28 protein-coding genes are annotated in these 26,003 nt (G+C 56.5%); 5 read left to right on the top strand and 23 right to left on the bottom strand.

Features of this window, described 5'->3' with window-relative positions; genetic code table 11:
* Window positions 1–234 precede the first annotated feature (234 nt).
* Genes WHS88_03270 through groES form a run of 3 tightly spaced genes read right to left on the bottom strand, consistent with a single transcriptional unit; the run spans window position 235 to window position 2,520 of the window.
* Window positions 235–513 (bottom strand): hypothetical protein, encoded by a 279-nt coding sequence (locus WHS88_03270; protein ID MEJ5259191.1) that lies wholly within the window; start codon window positions 511–513, stop codon window positions 235–237.
* Between the two features lie 57 nt (window positions 514–570).
* Window positions 571–2,184 (bottom strand): chaperonin GroEL, encoded by a 1,614-nt coding sequence (gene groL / locus WHS88_03265; protein ID MEJ5259190.1) that lies wholly within the window; start codon window positions 2,182–2,184, stop codon window positions 571–573.
* Window positions 2,185–2,229: 45 nt separating this feature from the next.
* Window positions 2,230–2,520: a co-chaperone GroES gene (gene groES, locus WHS88_03260; protein ID MEJ5259189.1), complete on the bottom strand. Its 291-nt coding sequence runs from the start codon at window positions 2,518–2,520 to the stop codon at window positions 2,230–2,232.
* A 404-nt stretch (window positions 2,521–2,924) separates the two neighbouring features.
* Here groES and WHS88_03255 point away from each other — a divergent pair, with 404 nt between their 5' ends.
* Complete coding sequence (locus WHS88_03255) at window positions 2,925–4,802, top strand: phosphoenolpyruvate carboxykinase (GTP) (GenBank protein MEJ5259188.1); 1,878 nt, start codon at window positions 2,925–2,927, stop codon at window positions 4,800–4,802.
* 256 nt (window positions 4,803–5,058) lie between these two features.
* Entirely contained in the window at window positions 5,059–7,371 is a 2,313-nt protein-coding gene (locus tag WHS88_03250; GenBank protein MEJ5259187.1) for a TonB-dependent receptor plug domain-containing protein, read from the top strand.
* Between the two features lie 51 nt (window positions 7,372–7,422).
* Here WHS88_03250 and WHS88_03245 read toward each other — a convergent pair whose 3' ends face one another.
* From WHS88_03245 to WHS88_03220, 6 genes are all read right to left on the bottom strand, one after another.
* On the bottom strand, window positions 7,423–8,337 hold the full coding sequence (locus tag WHS88_03245) for an MlaD family protein (GenBank protein MEJ5259186.1): 915 nt from the start codon (window positions 8,335–8,337) through the stop codon (window positions 7,423–7,425).
* On the bottom strand, window positions 8,334–8,594 hold the full coding sequence (locus WHS88_03240) for a MerR family transcriptional regulator (GenBank protein ID MEJ5259185.1): 261 nt from the start codon (window positions 8,592–8,594) through the stop codon (window positions 8,334–8,336). The genes WHS88_03245 and WHS88_03240 overlap by 4 nt, the downstream gene beginning before the upstream one ends.
* Window positions 8,595–9,013: 419 nt before the next feature.
* Window positions 9,014–9,991 carry a type II secretion system F family protein gene (locus tag WHS88_03235; GenBank protein MEJ5259184.1) on the bottom strand — a complete coding sequence of 326 codons (978 nt, stop codon included), beginning with the start codon at window positions 9,989–9,991 and terminating at the stop codon, window positions 9,014–9,016.
* Window positions 9,992–10,037: 46 nt separating this feature from the next.
* Window positions 10,038–10,856, bottom strand: coding sequence for a PTS sugar transporter subunit IIA (locus WHS88_03230; GenBank protein ID MEJ5259183.1), 819 nt, complete (start codon window positions 10,854–10,856; stop codon window positions 10,038–10,040).
* Window positions 10,857–10,883: 27 nt separating this feature from the next.
* Entirely contained in the window at window positions 10,884–12,635 is a 1,752-nt protein-coding gene (locus WHS88_03225; GenBank protein ID MEJ5259182.1) for a hypothetical protein, read from the bottom strand.
* Between the two features lie 75 nt (window positions 12,636–12,710).
* Complete coding sequence (locus WHS88_03220) at window positions 12,711–13,196, bottom strand: ferritin family protein (protein ID MEJ5259181.1); 486 nt, start codon at window positions 13,194–13,196, stop codon at window positions 12,711–12,713.
* Between the two features lie 146 nt (window positions 13,197–13,342).
* Between WHS88_03220 and WHS88_03215 the strand changes: the two genes are divergently transcribed.
* Both WHS88_03215 and WHS88_03210 read left to right on the top strand, forming a co-directional pair.
* Entirely contained in the window at window positions 13,343–14,071 is a 729-nt protein-coding gene (locus tag WHS88_03215; protein MEJ5259180.1) for a fused MFS/spermidine synthase, read from the top strand.
* On the top strand, window positions 14,064–14,990 hold the full coding sequence (locus WHS88_03210) for a fused MFS/spermidine synthase (GenBank protein MEJ5259179.1): 927 nt from the start codon (window positions 14,064–14,066) through the stop codon (window positions 14,988–14,990). Before WHS88_03215 ends, WHS88_03210 begins: the two co-directional genes overlap by 8 nt.
* A 6-nt stretch (window positions 14,991–14,996) precedes the next feature.
* Here the strand turns inward: WHS88_03210 and WHS88_03205 are convergent, their stop codons facing one another.
* From WHS88_03205 to WHS88_03140, 14 genes are all read right to left on the bottom strand, one after another.
* The gene (locus WHS88_03205; protein MEJ5259178.1) at window positions 14,997–15,410 is read right to left on the bottom strand and encodes a thioredoxin family protein; all 414 of its coding nucleotides are present in this window, start codon (window positions 15,408–15,410) and stop codon (window positions 14,997–14,999) included.
* Between the two features lie 16 nt (window positions 15,411–15,426).
* Window positions 15,427–16,629 carry an ACR3 family arsenite efflux transporter gene (gene arsB, locus WHS88_03200; protein MEJ5259177.1) on the bottom strand — a complete coding sequence of 401 codons (1,203 nt, stop codon included), beginning with the start codon at window positions 16,627–16,629 and terminating at the stop codon, window positions 15,427–15,429.
* Window position 16,630: 1 nt separating this feature from the next.
* Window positions 16,631–17,464 carry an arsenite methyltransferase gene (gene arsM, locus WHS88_03195; GenBank protein ID MEJ5259176.1) on the bottom strand — a complete coding sequence of 278 codons (834 nt, stop codon included), beginning with the start codon at window positions 17,462–17,464 and terminating at the stop codon, window positions 16,631–16,633.
* Between the two features lie 8 nt (window positions 17,465–17,472).
* The gene (locus tag WHS88_03190; protein ID MEJ5259175.1) at window positions 17,473–17,916 is read right to left on the bottom strand and encodes an arsenate reductase ArsC; all 444 of its coding nucleotides are present in this window, start codon (window positions 17,914–17,916) and stop codon (window positions 17,473–17,475) included.
* Window positions 17,913–18,368: an arsenate reductase ArsC gene (locus tag WHS88_03185; protein MEJ5259174.1), complete on the bottom strand. Its 456-nt coding sequence runs from the start codon at window positions 18,366–18,368 to the stop codon at window positions 17,913–17,915. The genes WHS88_03190 and WHS88_03185 overlap by 4 nt, the downstream gene beginning before the upstream one ends.
* On the bottom strand, window positions 18,365–18,730 hold the full coding sequence (locus WHS88_03180) for a metalloregulator ArsR/SmtB family transcription factor (GenBank protein ID MEJ5259173.1): 366 nt from the start codon (window positions 18,728–18,730) through the stop codon (window positions 18,365–18,367). Before WHS88_03180 ends, WHS88_03185 begins: the two co-directional genes overlap by 4 nt.
* 94 nt (window positions 18,731–18,824) lie before the next feature.
* A complete protein-coding gene (locus WHS88_03175; GenBank protein MEJ5259172.1) occupies window positions 18,825–19,511 on the bottom strand; it encodes a flavodoxin family protein in 687 nt (228 codons plus the stop codon).
* Window positions 19,512–19,544: 33 nt separating this feature from the next.
* Window positions 19,545–20,243 carry a cytochrome c biogenesis protein CcdA gene (locus tag WHS88_03170; protein MEJ5259171.1) on the bottom strand — a complete coding sequence of 233 codons (699 nt, stop codon included), beginning with the start codon at window positions 20,241–20,243 and terminating at the stop codon, window positions 19,545–19,547.
* A gap of 3 nt (window positions 20,244–20,246) precedes the next feature.
* On the bottom strand, window positions 20,247–21,179 hold the full coding sequence (locus WHS88_03165) for a thioredoxin family protein (protein MEJ5259170.1): 933 nt from the start codon (window positions 21,177–21,179) through the stop codon (window positions 20,247–20,249).
* Window positions 21,180–21,199: 20 nt separating this feature from the next.
* On the bottom strand, window positions 21,200–21,790 hold the full coding sequence (locus WHS88_03160) for a thioredoxin family protein (GenBank protein ID MEJ5259169.1): 591 nt from the start codon (window positions 21,788–21,790) through the stop codon (window positions 21,200–21,202).
* Window positions 21,791–21,816: 26 nt separating this feature from the next.
* Window positions 21,817–22,194 (bottom strand): putative zinc-binding protein, encoded by a 378-nt coding sequence (locus WHS88_03155; GenBank protein MEJ5259168.1) that lies wholly within the window; start codon window positions 22,192–22,194, stop codon window positions 21,817–21,819.
* 34 nt (window positions 22,195–22,228) lie between these two features.
* On the bottom strand, window positions 22,229–22,462 hold the full coding sequence (locus tag WHS88_03150; protein MEJ5259167.1) for a thioredoxin family protein: 234 nt from the start codon (window positions 22,460–22,462) through the stop codon (window positions 22,229–22,231).
* An 18-nt stretch (window positions 22,463–22,480) separates the two neighbouring features.
* Complete coding sequence (locus tag WHS88_03145; protein ID MEJ5259166.1) at window positions 22,481–23,815, bottom strand: permease; 1,335 nt, start codon at window positions 23,813–23,815, stop codon at window positions 22,481–22,483.
* Window positions 23,816–23,828: 13 nt separating this feature from the next.
* On the bottom strand, window positions 23,829–24,164 hold the full coding sequence (locus WHS88_03140; protein ID MEJ5259165.1) for a metalloregulator ArsR/SmtB family transcription factor: 336 nt from the start codon (window positions 24,162–24,164) through the stop codon (window positions 23,829–23,831).
* 319 nt (window positions 24,165–24,483) lie between these two features.
* Between WHS88_03140 and WHS88_03135 the strand changes: the two genes are divergently transcribed.
* Window positions 24,484–25,611: a choice-of-anchor D domain-containing protein gene (locus WHS88_03135; GenBank protein MEJ5259164.1), complete on the top strand. Its 1,128-nt coding sequence runs from the start codon at window positions 24,484–24,486 to the stop codon at window positions 25,609–25,611.
* The last annotated feature ends 392 nt before the right edge of the window (window positions 25,612–26,003 follow it).

Genomic DNA, 26,003 nt, shown 5'->3' with positions numbered 1-26,003 from the left:
ACTGATAACTGATAACTGGCAACTGGCCGCTGGCGTCTGAACCCTGTCCGCCGAAAGATAGCCCCGCCCGCCAGGGAGGGGAGAAAGAAAACGAAGCGCCATTCCCTTTCCCCGGGCTTGTCGCCCGGGGCTGTCTTCCTTGCAAGGGCAAATGAAGAATTAAAAAAGCGGCCGGGAAGCAAGGGCAAATGAAAAATAAAGAATTACGAATGAAGAAAAAAGAGCGGGCGGGAATTACTGCCAGAGGTCGGGGAAATGGATTTCGACGTTTTCGCGATAGGCCCGTCGTTCCCGGTCCATCTGCCGGGTCAGCCAGTACACCCGGACAGCATAGCCGATGGCGGAAAAGCCGGCCGCAAAAAAGACCGCCGCCGCCAGAAAGGCAAACAAATCACGCAGAATAAACACCAGCAGGCCGAATCCGATAAGGAAAAGTCCGGTCAGCAGGGCCCCGACGGCCAGCGACCGTCCGGCCTGACGAAACGGGTCTTTTTGAAAGAAAAACTGAAACATGACGAAAATCCCTAAAAAAGCGGGCCCCGAAAGAGGGGCCCGCCGGTTGCTCGGGAATTAATATCCGCCGCCGTGCGAATGGGTTTCTTTCTTTTCGGGGATTTCGCTGACAACCGCATCCGTGGTCAGCAGCAGCGACGCAATCGACGCCCCGTTCTGCAGGGCTGTGCGCTCGACCTTGGTCGGCACAATCACGCCGAATTTAATCATATCGCCGTACTCCTTGCGGACGGCATCATAACCGAAGTTCTTGTCCTTGGACTCGAGAACCTTCTGGGCCACGATGGAGCCGTCCAGTCCGGCGTTGTAGGCAATCTGCTTAATCGGAGCAAAGACCGCCCGGCGGACAATATCGACGCCGATCGACTCGTCGCCGACGCACTGAATCTTATCCAGCGCCGGCAGGCACCGCAGCATCGCGACCCCGCCGCCCGGCAGAATGCCTTCTTCGACGGCCGCCCGGCAGGCATGGAGCGCATCTTCCACGCGGGCCTTCTTTTCCTTCATCTCGGCCTCGGTGGCCGCCCCGACGTTAATCTGGGCAACGCCGCCGGCCAGCTTGGCCAGCCGCTCCTGGAGCTTTTCAATATCATATTCACTGGTCGAGGCCTCGATTTCCTTCTTAATCTGTTCGATGCGGCCCTTGATGTCCTCGGTCTTGCCGGCCCCCTCGACAATCGTCGTGGTGTCCTTGTCCACGGTGACGCGCTTGGCCTGGCCGAGCTGGCTGAGCTCGACATTCTCCAGCTGGATGCCCAAATCCTCAAACAGGGCTGTGGCACCGGTGAGGATGGCAATATCCTGCAGCATGGCCTTGCGCCGATCGCCGAAGCCGGGCGCCTTGACCGCGCAGACCTGCAGGACGCCGCGCAGCTTGTTGACCACCAGCGTCGCCAGGGCCTCGCCCTCGACATCCTCGGCAATAATCAGCAGCGGCCGACCCTGCTTGGCCACCTTTTCAAGAATCGGCACCAGCGACTTGACAGAGCTGATTTTCTTTTCGTGAATCAGGATATAGGGCTTCTCGAGCACGCAGGTCCGCTCTTCCGGATTGGTGATAAAGTGCGGGCTCAGATACCCCTTGTCAAACTGCATTCCTTCCAGCAGTTCGACCGTCGTCTCCAGCGACTGGCCTTCCTCGACGGTAATCACGCCGTCCTTGCCGACTTTTTCCATCGCCTCCGCCAGGGTCTTGCCGATTTGCGCATCATGGTTGGCCGAACAGGTGGCGACCTGCTCAATCTGCTTGCTGGACTCGACGGGAATCGACATCTTCTTGAGTTCCTCGACAATCGCCTCAACGGCCTTGTCGATGCCGCGCTTTACCTGAATGGGATTGGCGCCGGCGGTGATATTCTTGAGTCCCTCCTCAAAAATGGCCTCGGCCAGAATCGTCGCCGTGGTGGTTCCGTCGCCGGCGACATTGGACGTCTTGGAGGCCACTTCCTTGACCATCTGGGCGCCCATGTTTTCATAGGCGTCTTCAAGTTCGATTTCTTTGGCGACCGTGACACCGTCTTTGGTTACGGTCGGAGAGCCGAAGGATTTTTCAATGATGACGTTGCGGCCGCACGGCCCCAGCGTAATCTTTACAGCACGGGCCAGCTTGCGAATTCCCTCGCGAATGGCCGCTCGGGCTTCCGTATTGTATGCTATCTTTTTGGCTGCCATACGTTCCTTTCTCCTGTCCGAAAAAACTGGATTGTTTATCCTGCTTTACGATTCGATAATGGCCATGATATCCGATTCGTCCATAATCAGATATTCTTTGCCGTCAATTTTGATTTCGGTTCCCGCATAACTGGCAAACAGGACTTCCTGCCCTTTCTTGACGGTCATCTCCGCCCTCTTGCCGTCCTCCAGAAGTTTGCCCTCTCCAACCGCAATTACTTTGCCTCTTCGGGGTTTCTCCTTGGCCGTATCCGGCAGTACAATTCCTCCGGCTGTTTTGTTTTCCGCTTCAACTCTCTGGATAAGCACCTTGTCTGCTAAGGGCCGAATCTTCATAGTTCTCGACTCCTTTTCACAAAAAAGTCCCACTTTACTACTTTCAACCTTTCGGGGCTCCGCAAGAAACCCATTTACGATGGGAGCACTTGAGCAAAAAATGTACCAACCGACAGCTTCGCGGCACCAAAACCATTCTATCTCTTTTCAAATCCATTAGTTATATTCTCTTCCCCCCGCCGTACAATCCCTGACAAAATTACAGGAACCTTACTCTACAATGCGGGCAGATACCTGCCACCCTGACAGGGAAAAGACGAAACCGGCAATTCTCCATCCAAAATACAGAAACACAACAACGCCTTCAGCAAATGATTTGGGGTTGACTTTTCCCGGTGTCCTCCCTACAATCTCGCAGATTTTGTGTCCTCATGGGAAAATGAACAAGTAGGCCGAGGGAAAAAATGACCCAAATTAGCAGATTCATCCGAGAAAAACTGGACACAAAGAGTCTTCGTCTTCTGGAAGCTGTCAACAACCCAACCCTTTACACCTTTATTGAAGATGCCGTTCAATTAACAGAGCCGGAAAAGATTTGTGTATTCAGCGGCAGCCCCGAAGACAATGCCCGGCTGCGTCAAATGGCTCTCCACGGCGGGGGTGAACTTCCCCTGAAAACCCCCGGGCATACCTATCATTTCGACGGTCCCAATGACCAAGGCCGGGATACCTTCAGCACACGGTATCTGCTTCCGAAAGATATGGAGCTGGGGGCCAGTTTGAACTCCATTGACCGCACCGAAGGACTGGAAGAGGTCCGCGGGTACCTGAAAGGCTCGATGAAAGGCAAGACGATGCTCATCTGCTTCTGGTGCCTGGGGCCGACAAACTCCGATTTTTCGATTTCCTGTGTCCAGATTACAGATTCTCCCTATGTTGCTCACAGCGAAAGCATTCTCTATCGGCCGGGCTACGAACAGTTCAAAAAACTCCCGCCGGACGGGGAGTTCTTCCGCTTCCTTCATTCCGAAGGTGAAACGGATGCAAACGGCTGCTCGATTCATTGGCAGAAGCGCCGTGTTTATATCGATTTGATTGCCGATACCGTCTATTCCGTCAACACGCAGTACGCCGGCAACACCGTCGGACTGAAAAAACTGGCGCTGCGGCTGGCCATCCAGAAAGCGGATAAAGAGGGCTGGCTGGCGGAGCATATGTTCATTATGGGGGTCCGCGGCCCCCGGAATCGAACTACCTATTTCGTCGGGGCTTTTCCGTCCGCCTGCGGAAAGACCTCTACAGCGATGCTGCCGGGACAGACCATTATCGGCGACGATATCGCCTATTTCCGCAAGCGAAACGGCCGGATGTACTGTGCCAACGTCGAGCAGGGGATTTTCGGCATCATCTGCGATGTCAATCCCAAGGATGACCCGGTGATTTACAAGGCGCTGCTTTCACCGGGAGAAGTGATTTTCAGCAATGTCCTCATCGCCGACGGAAAACCCTACTGGGAGGGAATGGGCTGCGAGATTCCCGAACGGGGCATCAATTTTCAGGGGGAATGGTACAAAGGCAAAAAAGATGCAGAGGGCAAGGAGATTCCGCCCTCGCACAAAAACGCCCGCTACACCATCCGGCTGTCGGCACTGGATAATCTGGACCCGCAGGCCGACAACCCGGAAGGGGTGCCCATCGGGGCGGTCATTTACGGCGGACGCGACAGCGACACGCTCGTGCCGATTGAGCAGGCGTTCAGCTGGACCGAAGGGATTATCACCAAAGGCGCGTCCATCGAATCAGAGACGACGGCCGCCACGCTCGGCCAAACCGGTGTCCGCAAATTTAATCTCATGGCCAACCAGGATTTTGTGTCGATTCCTCTGGGCCGCTATATCCAGAACAATCTTGATTTTGCCGACGGCGTACAAAATCCGCCTCCGATTTTCTCCGTCAATTATTTTCTGCGGGATGAGAAGAACGAGTTTCTGACGGGCAAGCTGGACAAAATGGTCTGGCTGCTGTGGGCGGAGCGGCGGGCGCACAACGAACTGGACGCCATTAAAACCCCGACCGGGTGGATTCCACGGTATGAGGACCTGGTCCCGCTTTTCCAGGACAAGCTCGACAAGTCTTACGCCAAAGAGTCCTACGAGAAACAGTTCACCATCCGCGTGGACAAGCTGCTCGAAAAGTTTGACCGCGTGGAGAAAATCTATCGGGAGAAAGTGCCGGATACGCCGCAGATTGTTTATGACACGTTCGAAACCGTCCGACAGCGGCTCCGTGCGGCCCGCAGACAGTATGGGCCCCTCATCAGTCCCTTTGCTTTGAAGGGCTGAGCCGTCCCGAAGATAAATATCATCGCATCTGTTCCTCTTTTCTGAGAAAGTGTGCTTAGCAGGCGGCAGCAATCGTTTGCTATAACGCCTTTATCGGACGTCTTTTTACGAAAATTCAGCAAAAAAGCATCTTTCCCGGCAATTCCGCAAGCATTTCTCTTTTTCCCTGTAAAGCCCCGTCAGGCCGCTTTCCGAATCTGTGGACGAAACCGAAACAGGCGTATCGGCTGAACTGGACAGCAAAAGGAGATGACGAATGGACGGCAATCTCTTTTGGGTTCCGCCCAGAGTGCTGCCGCTGTTTGCGGCGCTGCTGCTGACAACCTCCGCAAATCTGTCGGCTGCGGCGGCAGAGACCGACAGCGACGCTCTCCGGAAAAAACTTGAAGAAGTCACTGCCGCTCTGAATGAGCTGAATGCGCAGCGCGAAAAGCTGCTGCAGGAGAAAGAGGACCTGCAAATCCAGCTGTGGGGCCGTGCTTCGCAGGAGGAAGATGCGGAGGAATACACCGAATCGCAGGACTTGTTTGAAATGTCCATCGTGGACCTGATGAATCTGGATGTCCTGCCGGTTGGAACGCTGACCAAATCGGTACGGCGTATTTCGCCGGCGGCAATTACGACGATTACCAAAGAACAAATCTGGCAGTCCGGCGCCCACAGTCTCAACGAACTGCTGGAAATCTATGTTCCGGGGCTTCAGTACAGCATTCAGGAATGGGAATTTCCGCATCTGGGAATCCGCGGGATTACCGGCGACCGGGACGATAAATATCTGCTGCTGGTCAACGGACGTGTTCTCAACGAGCGCGGACACTACGGGGCTCTCAGCGAACGGGACCTGCCGCTGCTGGCGGACATTCATCACATCGATGTCATCCGCGGACCCGGCTCGGCTATTTACGGCCCGGGCGCTGTCTCCGGCGTGATTAATATCGTTACGGAAAACGCCCTGACCTTCCGGGGCACGGAAGTGACGGCCAAGGCAGGGCTCATCGAGAACTTCGGCTCGGTGGAAATCAAACACGGACGGAAATTCAGCCAAGACAGCGGGATGTATGTTTATTTCGGAATGGACAAATATGAGGGGGCTTCTCCGGATTGGGCACCGTACGTGTCCGGCAAATGGTTCACTTCATGGGGTGACGGGTATTCCGTCCGACCGGGAAGGCCGGTCCCGTTTTCTGTGGTCAATGACAACCAGGCGTGGGCCCAAAGCCCGCGCTTCAAATTTCACGGTCAATACACCCACGGCAACTTTGACTTCTGGGCACGGCTGACGCGGGGCGGGCTGGACTACATCAACCCGCTGGAGGCGTATAACAACCCGGCTGCCGCCGGCTGGACCTGGGGGCCGGAATGGTGGCAGCCCGCCGGACAGCAGGCCCCCTCCGGAACAGGTTATCAGCAGCTGACCTTTACCGCCAAATATCTGCAGGAGCTGACCGGCACCTTCAGCATCGAATACCTGCTCAGTTATGACACCTTCCGGTATATGCGCCGGGACTTTTCGAACAACTACAATCGCCATGATGAAGATGAACTCTTCGCCAGGGCCCTGGGCCGCTGGACGCCGGACGAGCGGCACTCGGTCGCCTTTGGCGCGGAGGTATCTCTGGAAAGTTTCAATTCCATGTCCGGCGGAAACTTCAATGCCTGGCGCATCAACACCTATGACTGGGATAAAGAGGCCTGGACGACGGCTACATACTCCGGCCTCGGCGAGTGGCAGTGGGCCCTGACGGACTCCGTAACGCTCTTTCTGGGAGGCCGAGCGGACAAAAATACTTATACGGACATGCTCTATTCTCCCCGCGCTGCCGTGGTCTACTCGCTGTCTCCGCAGGATACCCTCAAATTCATCGCTGCTCAATCGGTGCGGATGCAGAATGCCGAAGAGTCCCGCCTGCGATGGCTTCAAACAAAGGACACCAGCGATGCCGAAGAACTGGATAATCTCGAATTTCGATGGGAGCGGCAGCACAATGACAACCTCTGGTTCGCCTTCAGCGGCTTTGCCAGCCGGCTCGACATTATCGCCTGGGATGTCGCCTCGGTCTCTACAACCAATGTCGGTCTTCAGAAGTTCTGGGGACTGGAGGGAGAGTTCACTTACAAAAAAGACAGATGGAATCTCAGCGCCTCTCACAGTTATGTGACGCTGACGGATTTTGACCTTCGGGAAGGGATGAGCACCTATCTGGTCTCCGGCGACCGGTTCACCAGCTGGAGCGACCATATCACGAAAGTGCATGCCGGCTATCAGTTCCATCCCAATTGGTCTCTGCTGACTTCCGCCCGCATTTACTGGGGGTTCCCGGGTGCCCAGGACTATGCGAGGAGCCGGGACACCATCGACGAGGGGTTTTCGGATGCGTATGATGCCGCTGTCTTTGTGAATATGGGGCTGCGGTATCAGAAGGAAAAAATCAGCATGGGATTAGACGGCACCAACCTGCTCGGATTTATCGACAGGAAATACAACCGGCGTCTGCGTGTGCAGGGCAGCTGCAACGACTACCGCTCGACCGCTCCGTCCGTCCTGCTGTCATTCAAATATCTGTTTTAAGACCGGCCGACGGCTGCTTTCCAACCAGACCGCGGAGGAAGCATCCGGGGACTACCATTTGATTCGGATACCGCGGTCGCGTGCCTCCGCCGCCCACTTTTTAATCTGCTCCAGGGCCATCTGGAGTTCGAGGGTGCTGTCCACCAGATTTTCATACAGGCGGTCATCCGTCAGCATCCGGCCGGCGGTGCCCTGTCCGGCATTGAGCTGCGCAAAGACGCGCCCGAATTCGGCCAGGGCCGTGTCGAGCCGATCAGCCACCCGAGTCAGCTGCTCCGTGCCGACATCCGTAAACTGCTGCACAGATTTGAGCGTATCACGGGCCTGGGCCGTGGCCTCGCTGACGGCGGCAAGCGTTTTTCGAATATTGGCCTGATTGTCCGCATCTCCGATGATTCGGTTGGCATTGGTTGCCAGGGCCGCAATCGCATCGACCAGATTTTCCAGCTTTTTCTGGACCTCCGGCGGGAAAAATTCGCTCGTCAGGCCCGTCGTGCCCGACAGCACCATCCGGTCCATCAGATAGACGGACTGCGGATTGTCCGGGTATTTGGGAACGAGGGGCTTTTGGGGGTCCCAGGTAAACTCAATATAACTGCTGCCCAGTCCCCGGCGCATCAGTTTGATGTCCACATTCCAGGGGATGTCCTTGTACTGCTCCTCAATCAGACAAACCGCCTTAACCACGTGTCCGATCGGCCTTCCGTTGGGGTCGGTCACAAGCACGGGCGGCGAGACCTTCAGCACGCGTCCGATTTGGTAGCCGCAGTACTGGACAGGCGTATCCCGACCGATTCCCGGTGCATTGGGAAACTCGATGAGCACTTCATACGAGCGCATTTTGCCGACGGCCACCGGCAAATCCCCGAAGACCATCAGCATCCAGAAAAAAGCACACAGCGCCACCAGTACAAACCCCCCGACAATCAAATTGCGGCGGCGCTGCTGAGCGGCATAATCCATCATGAGGTCTGTCCCTTTAGTTCATTCTTTCGTTTTTCCAGAAAAATCTCCCGGATATCCCGAAGAGTATATCCAGTATCGTTCATATGATGAATCAGACGAATTGTCTCAATCGCCTTTTCATCAAACAGACGCCGGCCCGTCGGCGTTCTTTCCGTCGGCTCCAGCAATCCCACCATTAAATAATACTGGACAGTCTGTCTCGATACGCCGGCTTTCGATGCCGCCTGTCCAATACTGAATAATTTACGCTCCGTCATTGCAAAAATGCTGTACGTCGAGACGATAGTGTATATACCATATCCAAAAACGTCTTCCTGACTTCTTCAAAGGTCGGCAATATTATGCTGTTCTCACCTTTTTTTTTCGACATTTTCGGTGTAAAAATTAAAACATAGTCAAAATCGGCTGGTATCTGGTGCTGGCTGAGCCGAAACGCCTCCCGTCCGAGCCGTTTTAACCGGTTTCGAGTCACGGCATTGGTTCCCTTTTTGGCCACAGAAACCCCAAATCGCGGCTTTTTAAGCTCATTAGGGGCCATATAGAGCTGCATCATTCCCCGGCGGACGGACAAGCGTCCCCCAATGATGCGGCGGAAATCCGCCTGACTTCGAATCCGCTGACTTTTCCGGAAAAAGTATCTGGCCAAAGCACGACCTTTTTTATCCAAATATCCGCTTCACTGAGACAGGATTCTCCCGTAAATAGCCAGAAAGCCCTGAATGACCAGAAATCCTAAAACAGCCGTAATAAGCAAATAAATCAGCACTGGGAATGTTCGGGCAAAGGCCCTGATTCTCGTTTCGGCCCGCTCGGCATACATCTTCCCCAGCCGCTGGGCGGATTCCTGCAGTTCTCCCGTTTCTTCCCCGACCAGCCAGATTTCGCGAAACTCAGCATCCACCGTCGGAGAAAACCCCTTACTCATGGGCAGTCCTTTTTTTGTATTCATGTACCCCCCTTTTAACCGCTGCTGAACCAGCCAGTTGCCGCAGTTTCGCACGGCCTGCTCGGACGCCTGGATAATCGGCACGCCGGCTCCGTAAAGCATCGCAAAGGTTTTGGCAAAGCGGCTCAGAGACAGATTGATTACGGCTTTCCCCATCAGCGGGACAGCACAGAGAGCCGAATCATACATCTTTCGAAAAAGCCCCTGCGAGGGTGTCAGGTACACAACAGCGGCAACCAGAGCGGCCGGAATATAAAAAATGGATAAGATTCCGGCCACGGAATAAAAATAATCCGCCACCTCGCCTTCTTTGAGCAGAATCGCTTTTCCCAAAATCGGAAGGGGCAAAACCAGTGCCGCCGCATGGATGATAAAGATCGGCAAGGCCATCCCGGACCAGAACGTCCGTTTAATTTGACGGAGGAATTCCCGCCATTGACTCAGCTGGGCCAGGATTTCCGCCAGCTGTCCGGTCTGTTCCCCCGTGCGGACCAGCTCGACTTCAAGGGGCTCAAAGCAGCGTTTTTTTTGGGCCATACTGTCGGCCAGCGTCATTCCCTGCCGGAGGTCCGCTTCGAGAGACTGCACGGTTCGCCGCCAGGGCCCGCGCAAGATTCGACCCGCTGTCGGCAGGGCTCGCAGAATCGGCACACCCGCCTCCAGCAGTGTGGACAAACTGTGATAGAATTGAATCTTCGGGTCTGCCACGACGAACCTCCTTCTTCAGAGCGGCCGCCCGCCCCTAAAGAAAACCTTACGGTTCGAGCGAACCGGCCGCATACGACAGATTCTGTATCGTCACCATCACCCCGCTGCATTCCTGCAGGGGGCCGGTAATCCCTTCAATCCGCCGAATGATTTCATTGTCCAGCCGCTGCTCTATCATCGCCAGAATCACCCGACACACCGAACCGTCCCCGTTTTCGTTCTTGGCAAACTGGGCATACAGAGGCATCTTCGACAAGTAGGTGCGGCTGTTCTCGCCGCTCAGCACCGCCAGAGAACCGGTTTCCAGCCCCGCCAGCGCTCCGAGAATCTGTTCAAACACGTGCTCATCCTGCACAAACACGTGCAGCAGACTCTTCTGGCTGGACACCTCCAGCGGAATCTCAGCACCGGCCTGTCGAATGAGCATCTGCCGAAGAGAGCGGGCGTCTTTGGCGGCTACCATTTTTTCAACGCCTTTGGGATTCTGCAGGGCCCGAGAAATGGATGACAGCAGACGGATATGGGCGTTGGGACGCTCCTCCGGGGCCAGAATAAACACAATCAGACGGACTTTCTGTCGGTCCGATGCTTCAAAATCCACGCCTTCGGGGATAGTAATCGCCCCGACGACAAAATCGGGGATGGACTTCAGACGGCAGTGCGGAATCGCCACCTGTCCGCCGAAGGCCGTCGAGCCGAGGGTTTCGCGTTCCTGCAGGGCCTCAAGAATATCTTCCTCTGAGATATGCCGGCACAGCGGACTTTTTTTGGCCAATGCGGCAATCTCACAGAGAGCAATGGCCTTGTCCTCAATGACCATGCCCGTCTGAATGCACTCCGGTTTGAGCAAATCCGCCAGTTTCATTTTTCTGTTTGGGTCCTGTGGATTAGGTTAACGCTGATTGGGCTCTCCGAACGGAGAAGGAACCGCCGACGGAGCCGGCTCTTCGAATCCCCGCTCAATGGCCGCCTGAATGGTCTGTTTTTCGGCCTGAAGCAGGCGAAGAAGCTTTTCATCCGCGCCGGCCTCGAGCTGTTCGATCATTGCGACGGCCTGTCGAGCCGCCTGCTCCCGCTGCTGCGGGGTGCCCTGCACCTGTCTCCAGGCACTCAGCTGCGGACGAAGCGATTCAAAATACAGTTCGGTGTCATAAGGCATCCGGGGCTGATAATTCAGGCCCTTTTCCAGAAGCCGCGCCGTTTCCGACTGGGTAAAAATCGGTCCCAGCTCGGCGGCCTTCTGCATCTGCTCTTTTAAGGCGGATTCGACGGCATCGGCCATTTCAAACCGATTCAGGGAATCGGCCAGTTTCATTTTGGAGTGAAGATTGAGCAGCCGGCTGGAGGTGACATGCACGGCGAACTGCCGGGCGGCTTCCCCGCTGAGCGAACGGCCTTCGGCCAGGGCCTGCTCAAAGGTTTTGTCCGCCTCGTCGAATGCGGCGGCCGCTTTGCTGAACCATTCATCCTCCGCCACCGTCAGCATGCCCTCCCGGAGCAGAGCTTCGATCTCGGCATCTCCGGCGGAGGCCGCCAGGAGCCCTTCAACAGCCAGACTGACCGTTAATTCAAACTGAAGCCGGCTTGCGGCCATCTGTCCGGAGAAGGCCTGCACCTGGGCCGTCTTATAGAGCACGGTGGGCATCGAGGCGCGTGTCTGAACCCGCTGATACGTCTGGAGCACGGTTTCGACATTCGCCTGAATCTGCTCGTATTGCCGCTGACAAGCCGCCGTCTGCTCCCGCAGCCGGGCAACCAACTGACGAAGGACGCCGAACTCCTGCTGAATCTGCGCGGTCAGCTGCTGCTGGGTCTCCCGCAGCTGCCGGAGCTGCTCGGATTGGCGAAGGGCCTGGATTTTCGTGCGTATCTCCTCCACCCCAGCAGCCAGACGTTCAACCCGGGGCTGAACCAACGCTATCTGCCGCTCGGTCATGTCGAGTTGGGTAAGGGCCTCCTGCTTGGCGGAATAAAAATCTTTTTTCCTGAGCAGAATATCATAGCCGGCCTTTTCCAGGTCCGTTTTTCGCGGCCCCTGGGCCAGTTTGGCTTCGCGAAAGCGTTCATCCGCCTGGGCCTGAAGAAGCGAAAGCTGCTCATCCGCTGCGTCGGCTTTGGCCGCCCACTGCTGGCGCTGAGCCGCCAGAGCGGCCAGCTCCTCGCGGGCCTTGTCCAGTTCCCGCAGCAGCCCTTCGCCCGCCGGTCCGCCGCCTGCCAGGGCCTGCTCCAGCTCTGCTATCTCCTTTTCTCCGGAATCGAGCGTGCGGGAGACGCCCTGAAGCTGGGTGCGGAGTTTTCCGGTTCGCCGAACCTGGTCAGCCAGAGAAATCAGCGTGTCTGTGACGGGCCGTTTGGCGGCATCCAGCTGGGCGGCCTGCCGGTGAAGCTCCGCCAGCTCCAGATTGCCCAGGGCCAGATAAGCGGGCTCTCGAACCGCCGGAGTGCCGCCGACCGACAGGGCCTGGTTCAACTGTGCTTTGGCCTTTTCCGGATTTCCCTCAAAGGTCAGCACCGCCGCCGCCGCTTCCGTCTTTTGGTGGATTTTCTTCTGGGCCTGATGAGCCGGGTCGTCTGAACAGCCCGCCAGACCGAACAGAACTGCCGACAAAATCAGCGTTTGCGCCGTTCCGATGCACGCTTTCACCGTTTCTCTCCTGAAAACAGATTGTTCGGGCCTAAACTCCCCCATCGTACCGGTTTTCTTTCGCCGGTGTCAAGTTTATTCAGGGCTTTTTGGGTCGCTCGAAGACGCCGATGCGTCCTTTTTATCGAGCAGGAGTCGTTTTTTTTCAAAGGCCGTCCGGTGATGAAGCTCCTGCTCGGAGAGCATTCGAAAGAGCTGTTCGAGCTCTTCCTGCGGGGCCAAATCGGCCAACAAAGAATATAAATGCTCGGCAGAACGTTCTTTGCGGATGGCAAAGTCCACGGCCTCCCGGATTGTCACGTTCTCCGGCACCGGCATCGCATCCAGATAGCCGCTCTCCGACAAATCGCGCAGGTCCGGCTCCCGGAAGGCATACGCATACCCCTTCAGAGACATCAGGCGTTTTTCGTGCTCTTTTTCTTCGGTAATCAGCTGACGGTAAAAGTCTTTGACGGCGGGGTCCTGCACATCCTGAGCCAGCTTGGCATAGAACTGCTGGGCCGCTTTTTCCTGGATGATTGCAAAGTCCAATACCTCGTCGAATGTGCGAAATTTGAGCATAATCGCCTCGGTCCGCCGCTTCCGGTTTGTTCCGTTTCTGAATTTTCGATTTCAGAGGGTTACTTTATCAGGTTTTTCCCCGGAAGACAAGCAGGAAAAAAGATTTAACGACATACCGAAGCCGAAAGTGTCGAAAATATCCAATTTTGGAAAAACATTGCCGAGCCGCAATAAGTCCTTATAATGTCGAGCGTCGGCGGCGGAAACACTACCACCTTTTTCATCCGCTTCAAATGGAACCGAATCCGGACAGGACAGCCAGGCAGAAAACCCGCACGGCGGCGGCCGTTTTGGTCGCCTGTCTGTGCGGCTGGTTCGTGATGGAGCTGGAGATTCTGGGGGTGCGGATGCTGGCCCCTTATTTCGGCAGCGCCGTGTATGTGGTTACCGGCAGCGTCATCGGCACCTTTCTGCTGAGCTTGTCCGTAGGGTATCTGCTGGGGGGACGGCTGTCGGCTCAAAAAAACAGCGGCATTCTGCTGGGTGTTTTTATCCTGCTGGCGGGCGTCTGGACGGCTGTTCTGCCGTTTTTCACCGGTCCGGTGTGCGAGAGGATTTTCGATTGGGGACTGGATGAAAAATGGGGTTCGCTGCTGGCGGCGCTGGCACTGTTTGCCGTGCCGACGACCTTTCTGGGGACGGTGTCTCCGACGGTGGTCCGCTGGCTGACGCAGCGGCCGGAGGAAGCGGGGGTCAGTGCCGGTGTGGTGATGGCCCTTTCCACGATTGCCAGTTTTGCGGGCTGTGTGGTGACGGCCTTTTATCTGATTCTGTATTCGATGCGTCTGGTCCTGTCGATTTCCGGCCTGATTCTGGCCCTGCTGGGAACGGCCGTACTTTTTACGGCCCTGGTGCGGAGGAAAAAGCATGCGTAAAAAACGATGGGATTTTCCGGCTGTTTTTCTGTTTCTTTCCGTGCTGTCTGCGGCGGCTCCGGAGGAATGGGGCCGTCTGGCCGCCCGCAAAGAGTCGCTGTACAATACGATTTTTGTGTATCAAAAGGACTCTGTGGTGACGCTGCGGTTCGGGCGGCGGGCCGCTGTGCCGATTCAGACGCAGGTCGATTTGAACGATCTGCGGCATCATCAGCTCGAATACACCAAACTGGTTTATGCTTCGCTTCTGTATGTGCCGGAGCCCAACTCGATTCTGGTTCTCGGACTGGGCGGAGGGGTCATCCCGCGCGATTTTCGTTTCTATTTTCCGCAGGCCCAAATTGATGTCGTGGAAATCGACGAGGCCATCCCGCCGCTGGCCAAAGAGTTCTTTGCGTTTGCGGAAGATGACAAACTGAAGGTCTATGTGGATGACGGGCGGATGTTCATCAAAAAGCGGCTCCGCCGCCCCAATCCTCCGCAGTATGACATCATTGTGCTGGACGCCTTCAACGGGGACTATATCCCGTTTCATCTGATGACGCGCGAATTTCTGGAGGAGGTCAAGGGCGTCCTGTCGCCGACGGGGGTTGTGGCGGCCAACGTCTTCTATGACAACCAGCTCTTTGATGCGGAATGGGTGACGTTTCTGAAGGTGTTTGACCGCTGCGATGTCTTTCTGGGACGCACGAGCGGCAATGCGATTCTGATTTCGCCGGGGGCTCAGGTGCAGACGCCGCAGGGAGCGGCGTTTCTGGAGCGGGCCCGAATGCTGCAGGAGCGGCATAAGTTTGCGTTCAGTCTTCCGGCCATCGCCCGCTGTTTTCGTCCGGATTTGAAGCCGGACCCGCAGGCCCGTGTGCTGACGGATGACCGGGCGCCGGTGGATTATCTGCGTCAGCAGCAGCGGCGGGAATAAAAACGGCTACGGAATCGCCAGCCCTGCCTGCCGCCATTGATTCAGGATTTCCTCGCGGCTCATCGCGCCGACATGGCGGGACAGTTCGTTTCCCTGCGCATCGTAGAAAATCTGCATCGGAAGGGCCTGCACCTCGTATTTTCGGCCTGCCTGGGGCTGTCGGTCCAGCGAGACCAGTGCAATCGCAAAGTGCGGGGCGTGTGTCCGGGCCAGTTCCGTCAGGGTCGGCATCATCCGCCGGCAGTAAATGCAGGAGGCCGACGTAATCTGCACGAGTACCGGTCTGCCCTGTCCGACGATGGAGTCATCCGGAAAGTTCTCAGTCTGGGTCTGGTAGCGGCGGGTCTGGATAAACTGAACAGCCAAAAGCAATGCCAGGGCCGCCGCTATGACCAGCCACACAGAGTTTTTCTGCTTCATTGGTTCCGTTTCCTTTCTATCGGGTTTCTACGACGGCGGGCCGGAACCAGTGCTGCGTTTTCAGGCAGATTTTGACCAGCATCAGCATCACCGGCACTTCGATAAGCACGCCGACTACCGTGGCCAGCGCCGCGCCGGAGGACAGACCGAAGAGCATCGTCGCCGTGGCAATCGCCACTTCAAAATGGTTGCTGGCCCCAATCATCGCCGACGGCGCCGCATCCGCATAATTCAGCTTCAGCCAGCGCGCCAGCGCATAGGCCACTGCGAAAATCAGACAGGTCTGGAGAAACAGCGGAACAGCAATCCACAGAATCGTCAGAGGATTATTCAGAATGGTGTCGCCCTTGAAGGAAAACAGCAGCACCAGCGTCAGCAGCAGAGCAACGATGGTAATCGGCGTGAGGATATGCAGGAATCTGGTTTCGAACCATTCGGGACCCTTGCGGGCCAGAATCCACCGGCGGGAGAAGAAACCGGCGGCCAGCGGCAGGGCGACATAGACGGCGATGGACAGCAGCAGGGCCTGCCAGGGAACCGGCAGCTTGCCGACGCCCAGGAGGAAGCCGCCCAGCGGGCCGTACAGAACCAGCATCGTCAGCGAATTTATCGCCACCATCACCAGCGTATGCCCGTCATTGCCTTTGGCCAGATAGCCCCAGACCAGCACCATCGCCGTGCAGGGGGCGATGCCCAGCAGGATGCAGCCGGCCAGATAGCTGCGCCACAGCGGCACCTGAAGCATCTTGACGCCGTTTTCGAGCACGACGGTGCCGACGCCGTACTGGGCGCCGACCGGCAAATCCAGCCCGAAGGGCATCTTGACGAGGTCCACAGCGTCCGGCCCGATGAAGCCGTAAAAGAGCGTGCCTAAGAAAAAGAGGGCGATGGCGTACATCGTAAACGGCTTAATCGCCCAGTTGACGAACAGGGTCAGGGCGACGGGTTTGATGCTTTTGCCGGCTTTGAGCACCTCGGCAAAGTCAATCTTGACCATAATCGGGTACATCATAAAAAACAGGCACACGGCAATCGGGATGGAAATGACCGGCGCCTGATTGACGTACACGGCCATGCCGTCGAGCGTTTTGGCCAGGCCGGGCGCCGCTTTGCCCAGCCCAATCCCGCCGGCAATGCAGAGAATCACCCACACGGTCAGATATTTTTCGAAGATGTTTAATCCCTTTTCCTTTTTTTGAACAACAGTTTGCCGATTCATTTTATAATCCTTTTTCTGCAGGTTTGAAGGCCGTCAGATGGATGCTGATCACGTAATCGCTTAGTTTGGCACCCGGCGGCAGGGCTTCTCGGACCTGCCGATACAGCGGGTCATTGCAGTCAGCCGCCAGTTCGATGCTGTAGGGATGTTTTTCAATGCGAAGACTGCACAAACCTGCTTGTTTGGCCATTTGGAGGGTCTGTTCGACCGGAACGGCTCCGGCCACGCAGCTGACCAAGGCGGCGGCCGAACGGGCGAGTTCCGCCGGCAGAGGTTTCTGGAGGGCCAGGTCGGAGATGCAGGCCTTGCCTCCGGGTTTGAGAACCCGGGCGATTTCATTCCAGACCTGCTGTTTGTCGGGGGACAGATTGATGACGCAGTTGGAGATAACCACGTCGACGGTGCCGTCGGCGACGGGCAGATGCTCGATTTCGCCGAGCCGAAACTCCACATTGGACAGTCCGGTTTTTTGTGTGAAGGCGGGAATGGAGGCGCGGGCTTTGCTGACCATATCCGGGGTCATATCGACGCCGACGGCTCGGCCGGTCGGGCCGACTTTGGAGGCGGCGATGAAGACGTCGATTCCGCCGCCGCTGCCCAGGTCCAGCACAACCTGTCCGGGCTTCAGGTCCGCCAGCGCCGTCGGATTGCCGCAGGACAGGCCGAGGTTGGCGCCGTCCGGCAGCAGAGCCAGGTCATCCGCGGAATAGCCCAGATGCTGCGCCAGCTGGGCGGAGGGGGTGCAGCCGCAGCAGCAGGAGGACTGCCCTTTGGCGATTTTGGAATATTCCTGCCGAACTGTTTGTCGAATGGTTTCTTTGGAAGTTTCTGTCATAACAAACCTCATGCCTGCTGTTCTTCCGCTTTCTTTTTCAGCCAGTTTTTTATGTGTTCCTTGACGGCCTCTCTGGTTTGGCGAAAGGCGGCCAGAATGGTTTCCTTGTCCCCCTGTACACTTGCCGGGTCGGGCAGCGGCCATCGCTCGACATGCAGGGCAAACGGATACAGCCGGGGACACTCGGCCTCGCCTTCCTGACAGACGATAATAATGTGGTCCAGGGGCTGTTTGCCCAGATACAGGTCGATGCTTTTGGCGGTCTGGCCGCGGAGGCTCACGCCGTCCTCCTGCATCACAACCTCAACGAACGGATGAATCATTTCCGGGAACAGACCGGCGCTGAAGACCTCAAAGCGGTCGGAGGCCAGTTTCTTCAAGTACGCCTCGGCCATCTGGCTCCGGCAGGAGTTGTGTTTGCAGAAAAACAGCACGCGTTCTTTTTTTTTCATTTGGGTTCTCCCCGGGTCAGGATGTCGGGAATCTGTTCGACAAAGGCGCGGATTTGGTCGCGCACGCGGCGGTAGCAGTTCAGGGCTTCTTCCTCTGTTTTGGCGGCTTTGGCCAGACGCGGCGGGTCTTCAAACCCGACATGCAGGATTTTGGTTTTGCCGGGAAACAGCGGGCAGTGCTCGTGGGCATGGTCGCAGACGGTGATGACATAGTCGAACGGAATATGGCGGACCTCGTCGAGGTGCTTGGAGCGGTGGGCGGAGATGTCCACGCCCGCTTCGGCCATCACGCGGACGGCCAGCGGATTTAAGCCGTGTGTTTCGATGCCCGCCGAATAGGGCTCCACACAGCCGCCTTTGAGATGACGGGCCCAGCCCTCGGCCATCTGGCTTCGGCAGGAATTGCCTGTACAAAGAAAGAGAATGCGAAGTTTTGTTCCACACGCCGTCATGACCGCTGCTTCCTTTCATTTTTTGAGGGGTTCGGACTGCATTGGGCCCTGTCGAGCCGCTGAAGGTCCTGCCGAACCGTCGGATGGCTCCGGAAGCAGTCCGCCAGGCAGTTTTGGAGGGACCGTTCCATCGGGCCGGCGGGCGGACGCAGCCGGTAGTACATCCAGGTGCCCTGCCGCCGGACTTCAACGATTCCCTGACGCCGCAGGATGCTCAGGTGCCGGGAGATTTTGTACTGGGGCTGGCGCAGGGCTTCCGCGAGCAGACAGACGCACAGCTCCCCGCGAACCGCCAGCATCACCGCCAGCCGCAGGCGAATCGGGTCCGACAATCCCTTCAGATAGGCCGCTTCTTTTTCCATACGGTTCTTTCTGTATATATGCACATATACGCATATAATACCGCACAAGTTTGCCTTGTCAAGCCCGATTTTCAGACGTCGGCCGGATGGACCGTCAGCCGCGGGTCTTCAGGGCCGCCTCGGCAACCCGAATCCCCAGCTGTCTGGCGGTCTGAACGCCGATTTCATCCTTGGTGATGTCGTCGTTGTAGGCATTTACAAGTGTAGCCCCCTGATGCCCTTTGGGTTTGCCGCCGACAATAAACGCCTCATGACAGAGCATCGCCGCGTGAATCTGTTCAATCACCAGCTCCTGCCCGCCGTTGCGGAACGAGCCGACGGCCACCGCCCCGACCGGCAGGTCCGCCAGATAATATTTGGGGGTCCGCAGCGAAGCCATCCGCTCCAGCAGAGCCTTGCACAGCGAGCTCATTGTGCGGAAATAGACCGGCGACCCGATAATCAGCCCGCCCAGCCCCGGCGTTTCCAGCAGGGGTTCCACCTCGCTGGAGTAATCATCGATGATTTCCTTCGGGGTTTCCGGGGTGGCGCCGCCCTGCCAGCCGCCGACGGTCATTTCGCCCAAATCAATCAGCTGAGTCTGAATGCGGGGGGAAACGGACTGGGCGGCCTCGAGGGCAATCTGAACAGCTCTGGATGTGGTTTTGCCTTTGCGGGGGCTGCAGCTGATGCCGATGATTCGCAGCGGAGCCGTTTCGTTCGTCTGTGCCGCCGCCGAAAGGCCGAAGGCCGCAGCGGAACCGGCAAGAACTCCCTGTGAAAGAAACTTTCGTCGATCCATAACACCTCCTGATTATTAAAGGAACGATTTCTTTTATGGGGCGGTGTAAATCAGCCACAGGCCGGCCAGCAGGACCAGAACGCCGCAGATTTTCTTTAATCGGACGGCTCCTTTGGATTGTTCATTCCAGTTCAGATACCGCTGAACGACTTCGGTAAAGGTGCCCGCCAGGACGATGACGGAGCAGTGGCCGATGCCGTACATCAGCAGCAGCACGATGCCGTAAAGCATATCCGCAGAAGCCAGTTTGAATGTTACGGCCAGCATCGGGGCCATATAGGCAAAGGTGCACGGACCCAGTGCGATGCCGAAAATCAGACCGAGCAGGAAAGCCGCCAGGAGCCCCTTGCGCCGGGTGTTCACCTGTCCCGGCCCGGACCAGGGCATTGGAATGACCTCTAAAAGGTGCAGCCCTACGGCGAAAAAAATAATGGCAACAAAATAATTGCCGTACTTTCCGACATCACCCATCATGCGGCCGGCGGCGGCGGTCAGGGCCCCAATCACCGCAATCGTTATCAGAATCCCGACGGCAAACAGCAGCGAAATCCCAAAGGCACGACGGGCGGAAATCCGCCCCTGTTCATCGATGAAGCCGATAATCAGCGGAATGCTCGCTAAATGGCAAGGGCTCAGCAGGATGCTCAGCACCCCCCAGATAAAAGAGGCGGACAGGGCAACCCACACGGTGCCTTCTACGGCGCGAGTCAGCTGGGCGAACAGGTCCTGCATGGGTCAGCGCACTCCGATTTCCTGTAATTTCTTCTCGATTTCGTCCTGAGGAAAAAACCCCTCGTGCCGAAAGACCTCTTGGCCGTCTGCATTATAAAAAATCTGGACGGGAATGGCCTGAATGCCGTATCGGGAGGCCAGAATCGGCTGTCTGCGGACATGGACAAAGACGACGTTGAGTTTCCCATCATATTTTTTTCGAACGGCCTCGAGGATGGGAGACATCATCTCGCAGGGCCGGCAGCCGTCAGACCCGAAGGCCGCCAACGAGGGTTTCCGGCTTCGGCGGGCCTTGTCCACAGGGTTATCGAGGGCCGCCTGCGCTTGTTTGACGGTCCAGTCGCGGGAGATTCGGATGGGGATTTGTTCTCCGAGTTTCCGGATATATTCGGAAACAATTTGCTGTTTTTTCCGGTCGAGCAGATACTCGTTCAGCGGCGCTTTGACCTGTTCAAAGGAGGCCCCGCCGAACAAATCCGGGTTGGCCTTATAAAAGGTCCGCATTTCCTCTTCGGAGACCTGAACCGAGTTGAAGACGGCTGTTTCAAAGAACTCCTCCACGAGGGCCCAGTCGCTCTTTGCGGCTGTCTCTTCTGAAACAGCCAGGGCTTTCTTGGCCAGCTCGGGGAGGATTCGCTCGACGGCCTCCTGTTCGAGAATGAAGAAGGCGTTGTTTTTGTACTCGTCCCGGACGGAGGCGGGTTGAGAATTGATGATTTTGGCAATTGCCTCCAGGGAGATTTCCACAGGGCCGGCCTTCAGCAGAATGCCCTCCGGAAGGTCCTCGAGGACGGCCAGCGCCAGGGCGCCCCGGGTCAAATCCGGATAGAGCTGCTGAACGGTTTGTTCAGCGGCCGGCGGGATTTCCTCGGCTTCGGACACAGCGGGGGCACAGAGCAATACAAGCAAAAGCAAGACAGAGGAAACATGTTTCATACAGACCTCATCCTTTTCCTTTATGGGGACAGAGTCTCTGTTTGCGGTGCCGACTCACCCGCCGGAGCGGAAAAGTCAAAGCCCAGCTCCTTCCATTTGGCCAGAATATCTTCTTTGGAAAAGAATCCTTCGTGTCGGAACAGTTCTTTGCCGGACGGGTCAAAGAAAATCTGCGTCGGAATCATTCGGATGCCGTATTGTGCCCCTTCGTCCGGTTTTTCCCAGACGTCGATGAAAATCACGTCAAATTTGCCGGCATATTCTTTTTTGAGCGATTCGAGGATGGGGGCCATCATCTTGCAGGGGATGCACTTGCCGGCGCCGAGGTCCACCAGACGCGGCAGCGGAGAGGAACCTGTCGGCTGGGGGAGAGAGTGGGCAGAGGCGGAAGCGGTCTTGTCGGTTTTGGAATGTCTGGCGGCGAAAACAAGCAGTACCGCCGCCGCCAATCCGATAACAATCAGAATCCGGGCGGTCTTGTTCATCGAATCCCCTTTCGAGTTTTTCATCGTTCGCATCCATTGGAACAGCATCCACAGCCCCGCCGCCGTCAGCAGCCAAATCATCCATCCGCCGGGACCGCAGCAGGGACACTGAAGAAGAATCTTCATTGTTTTCCTTGGCTATGGCACTGTGTTTAACCGGCCAACAGGTCTTTGCCTTTGGCCACGACTTTTTCGACGGCGTCGTCGCTGACAGGGGTTTTGCCTTTTTCCATCCCCAAATCCGCCAGCTGGAGATGCCGGAAGGATTTAAAGCCGGCCAGCTCGAGCGACTGCTTGACGCAGTTGAGCGGACAGCCGTCCACGGCCAAAATCTTCTCGGCGGCTTCGGTGGTTTTCAGGATGCCGCTGATGCGTCCGCCGATGCCGACGGTGCAGAACATCTTGCCGAGGCCCATCTGAGTCATTTTGCGGGCGGCCCGGTCGGCGATTGCCCCGACGTCGGCGGCCCCGGAACAGGCGAAAATCAGCGTCGTTCCGCCGGTGCAGGCACAGGAATTGTTGGAACTCATTGTTAATTCTCCTTTCGTCAAAAAGCTTCCTGCTTCAGACAAGCATCGTTCGGATATCTTCGGGCGAGACGACCTTGCCGACGACTTTGACCACGCCGTCTACGGCCAGCGCCGGGGTCATCATCACCCCCATTTTCATGATGTCGTTAATCTGGGTAATTTTCTCGATTTGATATTCAATCCCCAGTTCTTTGGCGGCGATTTCCGCATTCTCCGCCAGTTTTTTGCATTTGGGACAGCCCGTCCCCAAAATCTGGATTTTTTTCATCGGTTCTTTCCTCCAAATTTAGAAAAACGCACCGAAAAGGACTCCGGACAGAGTCGCCATTCCGATAACCAGTAAAATAAAGACAACGGTTTTCTGCGTGCCCATGATGGACCGAATGACCAGCATATTGGGCAGCGACAGCGCCGGTCCGGCCAGCAGCAGGGCCAAAGCGGGGCCTTTGCCCATCCCGGCGCCGAGGAGACCCTGCAGAATCGGCACCTCCGTTAATGTTGCAAAATACATAAACGCCCCGGCAACGGAGGCGAACAGATTGGCCCAGAGGGAATTGCCCCCGACCGCCTTCTGAATCCAGACCGAGGGGATGAGGCCTTCGTGCCCCACACGTCCGAGCAGAAAGCCGGCTATCAGCACGCCGAACAGAAGCAGCGGCAATATTTGTACGGCGTATCCCCACGTGGACTGGAGCCAGTGGATTCGCTCTTCCTTCTGAATCCACAAAAACACCAGCCCAATCAGCAGCACCAGCAGTCCGATTGTCAGACCCCAGCGAATTTTATAAATTGCCTCGTAAAGAACATTTTTTTCCACGGGACTGACTTGCTGAATCTGTTCGGCGGGGATGATGTGTTCGGTTCCGGTTCGGTCTTTAATCAGAACCTGCTGCTCGGTTTGCTGAATAACGGTTCCTTCCAGGGTATAGGTGGACAGGCCGCCGGGACAGCATAGAAAAACAGCCCGCACATCCCCGCTTCGTGCCCAGTTGGCAAAGACCAGGATGCCGACCATCAGCCCCATTAAAATGACGTTCTGCCGGAGAGGACGGCTGACCTGTTCCGGGGGTGTCATCAGCTGTGCATCTGCTTTCTGCAGTTCTTCCTTGCGGTAAAGAAGATGCATAATCAGCCCGATGAGGATGCTGAAAACGACGGCTCCGACGGCCCGGGCGATGCCCAGTTCCAGCCCGAGGATGCGGGCGGTCAGAATAATCGCCAGAATGTTGATAGCCGGTCCGGAATAAAGAAAAGCGCAGGCCGGACCGAGCCCCGCTCCCATTCGGTAAATGCCGGCAAACAGCGGCAGTACCGTGCAGGAGCAGACCGCCAGAATGGTGCCGGAGACGGAGGCGACGCCGTACGCCAGCACTTTGTTGGCCCGTGCGCCCAGATATTTCATCACGGAGGCCTGACTGAGAAAGACGGTAATGGCCCCGGCGATGAAAAAGGCGGGGACCAAACAAAGAAGCACATGCTCGCGGGCATACCATTTAACCAGATGAAGGGCTTCGAAGACGGCGTTGTCAAACCGCGGCCAGCCGAGCGGCAGATAAAAACAAGCCAGAAAGACGGCGACGATTCCAGCCAGTTTTTTCCATTCCTGTTTGAGAAAACTCATCGATAGGGTTTCCTTAGATGATTTCGAGAAGTTTTTTGTCCATCTCAATTTGTTCCTTCAGGTAGTCCGATAGGCAGTCCAGAAACCGAAGGACGCATTGTCGTTTCAGGGTGTAGAAGACATGGAGTCCCTTTTTTTCATAATGCAGAATGCCCGCATTGACCAAAATGCCCAGATGGCGCGAGATATTCGACTGCTTGCCGCCCACCTGGCGGACAATGTCCTGAACACAGCACGGGCCCTGCCGCAGGACATTTAAGATGGCAATCCGAAGCGGATGGGCCATTGCCTGGGTAACGAGGGACTGCTTTTCGTACAATTCAAAACGTTCTCGATTGATATCTTCCATATTTTTGAAAAACCCTGCTTTATATGATTATTTTACAATATAATCATATACTTCTTGAAAGCAATTTTGTTTTTTAAAAAATTGCCTCCCGGCAATCCGTTCACATCGGTTTCAGCGCACAAAAAGAGGGTTTTTTATCGGTATCGTCCGATAATAACTCGCTTTTCGGAACCATAAACAGCTATTTTGCGTCTGCTCGGTTTGGGGGTATATTTTACAGAGAGTTGATTCTTGTTGGTGAGCACTATCTATTTTGGAGGTAGAAAATGAAAACCTATCGAACACTTTGGACAGGCCTGCAGGTGCTCTGTTGGCCGTGATGCTCTCATCCGTTTCCCTCTGCCGGGCGGATGAGGTGTACACAGGCGGCGTAACCGTGGATATCACCGGGGAAATCCTCGGTTATGTGTGGATTGAGGATGCAACCGTCAATCTTCTCCCCGGGGCCCACATCAAAAACTCTTACTACCTTGGCGATGTCTATGCGGCCAGCGGGGCAGTCGTGAATATTTACGGCGGCAGAATTGACAGCATGCTGCTGATTACCACGGCCTACAACGGTCTGCCCGACCCCTATGTAACCCTGTACGGAACGGCCTTTGCCGTCGATGGGGTTCCTGTGGCGGCCGGAACCTCTGAAGTGTTTCTGACCAATCAGGTGATTTCAGGCCTCTATAGAGACGGGACGCCCTTTGCCATTCGGGTGGACTGTTTCGCTGAGGGCAATTATCGGCTGACGCTGCATCTGGCCTGGGTGGACCAGACACCTGAAGAGCCCGAGGAGCCCGAAGAGCCTGAGGAACCCCAGCCCGTTCCCGCCATAGAGGTTTCGCTGTCGGCCGTGGATTTCGGCAAGGTCCGGCTCGGCACATTTGCAGAGCAGTTCCTGATAGTATCCAATGTCGGCGATGCACCCCTGACGATTGCCGCCGTGTATCTGGAACAGGAGGACACCTTCCAGTTCTATACGACGGGGCTGCGTCAGGCGTCCGTAACCCTTCAGGCGGGCGAGAGCACCGTTTTGGGTGTGCTGTTCGCTCCTGCGGCGGAAGGGACGGCTTCGGCGACGCTGGTGCTGCAGAGCAATGACCCCCAGGCGGCTGATGTTGAAGTCGCCCTGACCGGCGAAGGATTCATGCCTCTGACCTGTGCGCAGCAGATTCAGGCGCTGCTGGCCTTCTTTGATGAGTCGGTCCGCGCCGGTACGCTGGTCGGGACGGGTCCCGGCAAATCGGGCGTGCATCGTCTTGCAGCGTTTCGGAATCTGCTGGTGACCGTCCAGTTCACGCTTGAACAGAAGAACTACGGCACGGCGGCGGCCCTGCTGCGAGCGGCCGTGTTCAAATCGGACGGGCAGTGCCGGCCCGGGGACTTTGTCAGCGGGCCTGCCGTGGCGGAACTGCAGATTCGGCTCCAGCAGCTGATGGAGGCCTTAAAGAAACAGTAATCGCCGCTATTCCTTCGTGTACTTCCCGTGTGCAGGTTCACAATAGGCCGCGGGGGGTGTGCCCCCGCGGCTGTTTTTTTAACAGATTTCGGGAAGCCGCAGCCGAGCAGAGCTCTGTCCGGAGATGTTCTTTTTGGGGCCATCCGGTTATTCGGGGCCGACAGGGTTGTGGCCTGTCCGTCCTGCAGCCGCGTCTCTTTAGAAAGGATACGATGTTCCATGGCCATCCCAGCGGAGAAACAGAATTTTCTTGACCTCTAAAACAGGTTTCTTATACAATTCAGGCAAGCAGTCCGGTTGCGGATGGCCCTATACCGAGGGGGATTTGTTTGCCCAATTCGACGACTGCCTGTTTTACATTTCATTCGCCGACTGGAATATCCGCCTCTGCC

This window comes from Anaerohalosphaeraceae bacterium, assembly GCA_037479115.1.
In the GTDB taxonomy this organism is placed as follows: Bacteria; Planctomycetota; Phycisphaerae; order Sedimentisphaerales; family Anaerohalosphaeraceae; genus JAHDQI01.
Note: the sequence above shows the minus strand (reverse complement) of the source record. Positions and strands in the feature narration are given on the sequence as shown.

Bases quoted from the DNA above. Each gene is read 5' to 3' on its own strand.
- WHS88_03135 (MEJ5259164.1), top strand. From the start codon at position 24,484: ATGCTCTCATCCGTTTCCCTCTGCCGGGCGGATGAGGTGTACACAGGC.
- WHS88_03155 (MEJ5259168.1), bottom strand. From the start codon at position 22,194: ATGAGTTCCAACAATTCCTGTGCCTGCACCGGCGGAACGACGCTGATT.
- WHS88_03230 (MEJ5259183.1), bottom strand. From the start codon at position 10,856: ATGAAACTGGCGGATTTGCTCAAACCGGAGTGCATTCAGACGGGCATG.
- WHS88_03270 (MEJ5259191.1), bottom strand. From the start codon at position 513: ATGTTTCAGTTTTTCTTTCAAAAAGACCCGTTTCGTCAGGCCGGACGG.
- WHS88_03180 (MEJ5259173.1), bottom strand. From the start codon at position 18,730: ATGGAAAAAGAAGCGGCCTATCTGAAGGGATTGTCGGACCCGATTCGC.
- WHS88_03145 (MEJ5259166.1), bottom strand. From the start codon at position 23,815: ATGAGTTTTCTCAAACAGGAATGGAAAAAACTGGCTGGAATCGTCGCC.
- WHS88_03185 (MEJ5259174.1), bottom strand. From the start codon at position 18,368: ATGACGGCGTGTGGAACAAAACTTCGCATTCTCTTTCTTTGTACAGGC.
- WHS88_03250 (MEJ5259187.1), top strand. From the start codon at position 5,059: ATGGACGGCAATCTCTTTTGGGTTCCGCCCAGAGTGCTGCCGCTGTTT.
- WHS88_03220 (MEJ5259181.1), bottom strand. From the start codon at position 13,196: ATGCTCAAATTTCGCACATTCGACGAGGTATTGGACTTTGCAATCATC.
- WHS88_03150 (MEJ5259167.1), bottom strand. From the start codon at position 22,462: ATGAAAAAAATCCAGATTTTGGGGACGGGCTGTCCCAAATGCAAAAAA.
- WHS88_03165 (MEJ5259170.1), bottom strand. From the start codon at position 21,179: ATGAAACATGTTTCCTCTGTCTTGCTTTTGCTTGTATTGCTCTGTGCC.
- WHS88_03160 (MEJ5259169.1), bottom strand. From the start codon at position 21,790: ATGAAGATTCTTCTTCAGTGTCCCTGCTGCGGTCCCGGCGGATGGATG.
- arsM (MEJ5259176.1), bottom strand. From the start codon at position 17,464: ATGACAGAAACTTCCAAAGAAACCATTCGACAAACAGTTCGGCAGGAA.
- arsB (MEJ5259177.1), bottom strand. From the start codon at position 16,629: ATGAATCGGCAAACTGTTGTTCAAAAAAAGGAAAAGGGATTAAACATC.
- WHS88_03170 (MEJ5259171.1), bottom strand. From the start codon at position 20,243: ATGCAGGACCTGTTCGCCCAGCTGACTCGCGCCGTAGAAGGCACCGTG.
- WHS88_03190 (MEJ5259175.1), bottom strand. From the start codon at position 17,916: ATGAAAAAAAAAGAACGCGTGCTGTTTTTCTGCAAACACAACTCCTGC.
- WHS88_03255 (MEJ5259188.1), top strand. From the start codon at position 2,925: ATGACCCAAATTAGCAGATTCATCCGAGAAAAACTGGACACAAAGAGT.
- WHS88_03140 (MEJ5259165.1), bottom strand. From the start codon at position 24,164: ATGGAAGATATCAATCGAGAACGTTTTGAATTGTACGAAAAGCAGTCC.
- groES (MEJ5259189.1), bottom strand. From the start codon at position 2,520: ATGAAGATTCGGCCCTTAGCAGACAAGGTGCTTATCCAGAGAGTTGAA.
- WHS88_03205 (MEJ5259178.1), bottom strand. From the start codon at position 15,410: ATGAAGCAGAAAAACTCTGTGTGGCTGGTCATAGCGGCGGCCCTGGCA.
- WHS88_03210 (MEJ5259179.1), top strand. From the start codon at position 14,064: ATGCGTAAAAAACGATGGGATTTTCCGGCTGTTTTTCTGTTTCTTTCC.
- WHS88_03175 (MEJ5259172.1), bottom strand. From the start codon at position 19,511: ATGGATCGACGAAAGTTTCTTTCACAGGGAGTTCTTGCCGGTTCCGCT.
- WHS88_03245 (MEJ5259186.1), bottom strand. From the start codon at position 8,337: ATGATGGATTATGCCGCTCAGCAGCGCCGCCGCAATTTGATTGTCGGG.
- groL (MEJ5259190.1), bottom strand. From the start codon at position 2,184: ATGGCAGCCAAAAAGATAGCATACAATACGGAAGCCCGAGCGGCCATT.
- WHS88_03240 (MEJ5259185.1), bottom strand. From the start codon at position 8,594: ATGACGGAGCGTAAATTATTCAGTATTGGACAGGCGGCATCGAAAGCC.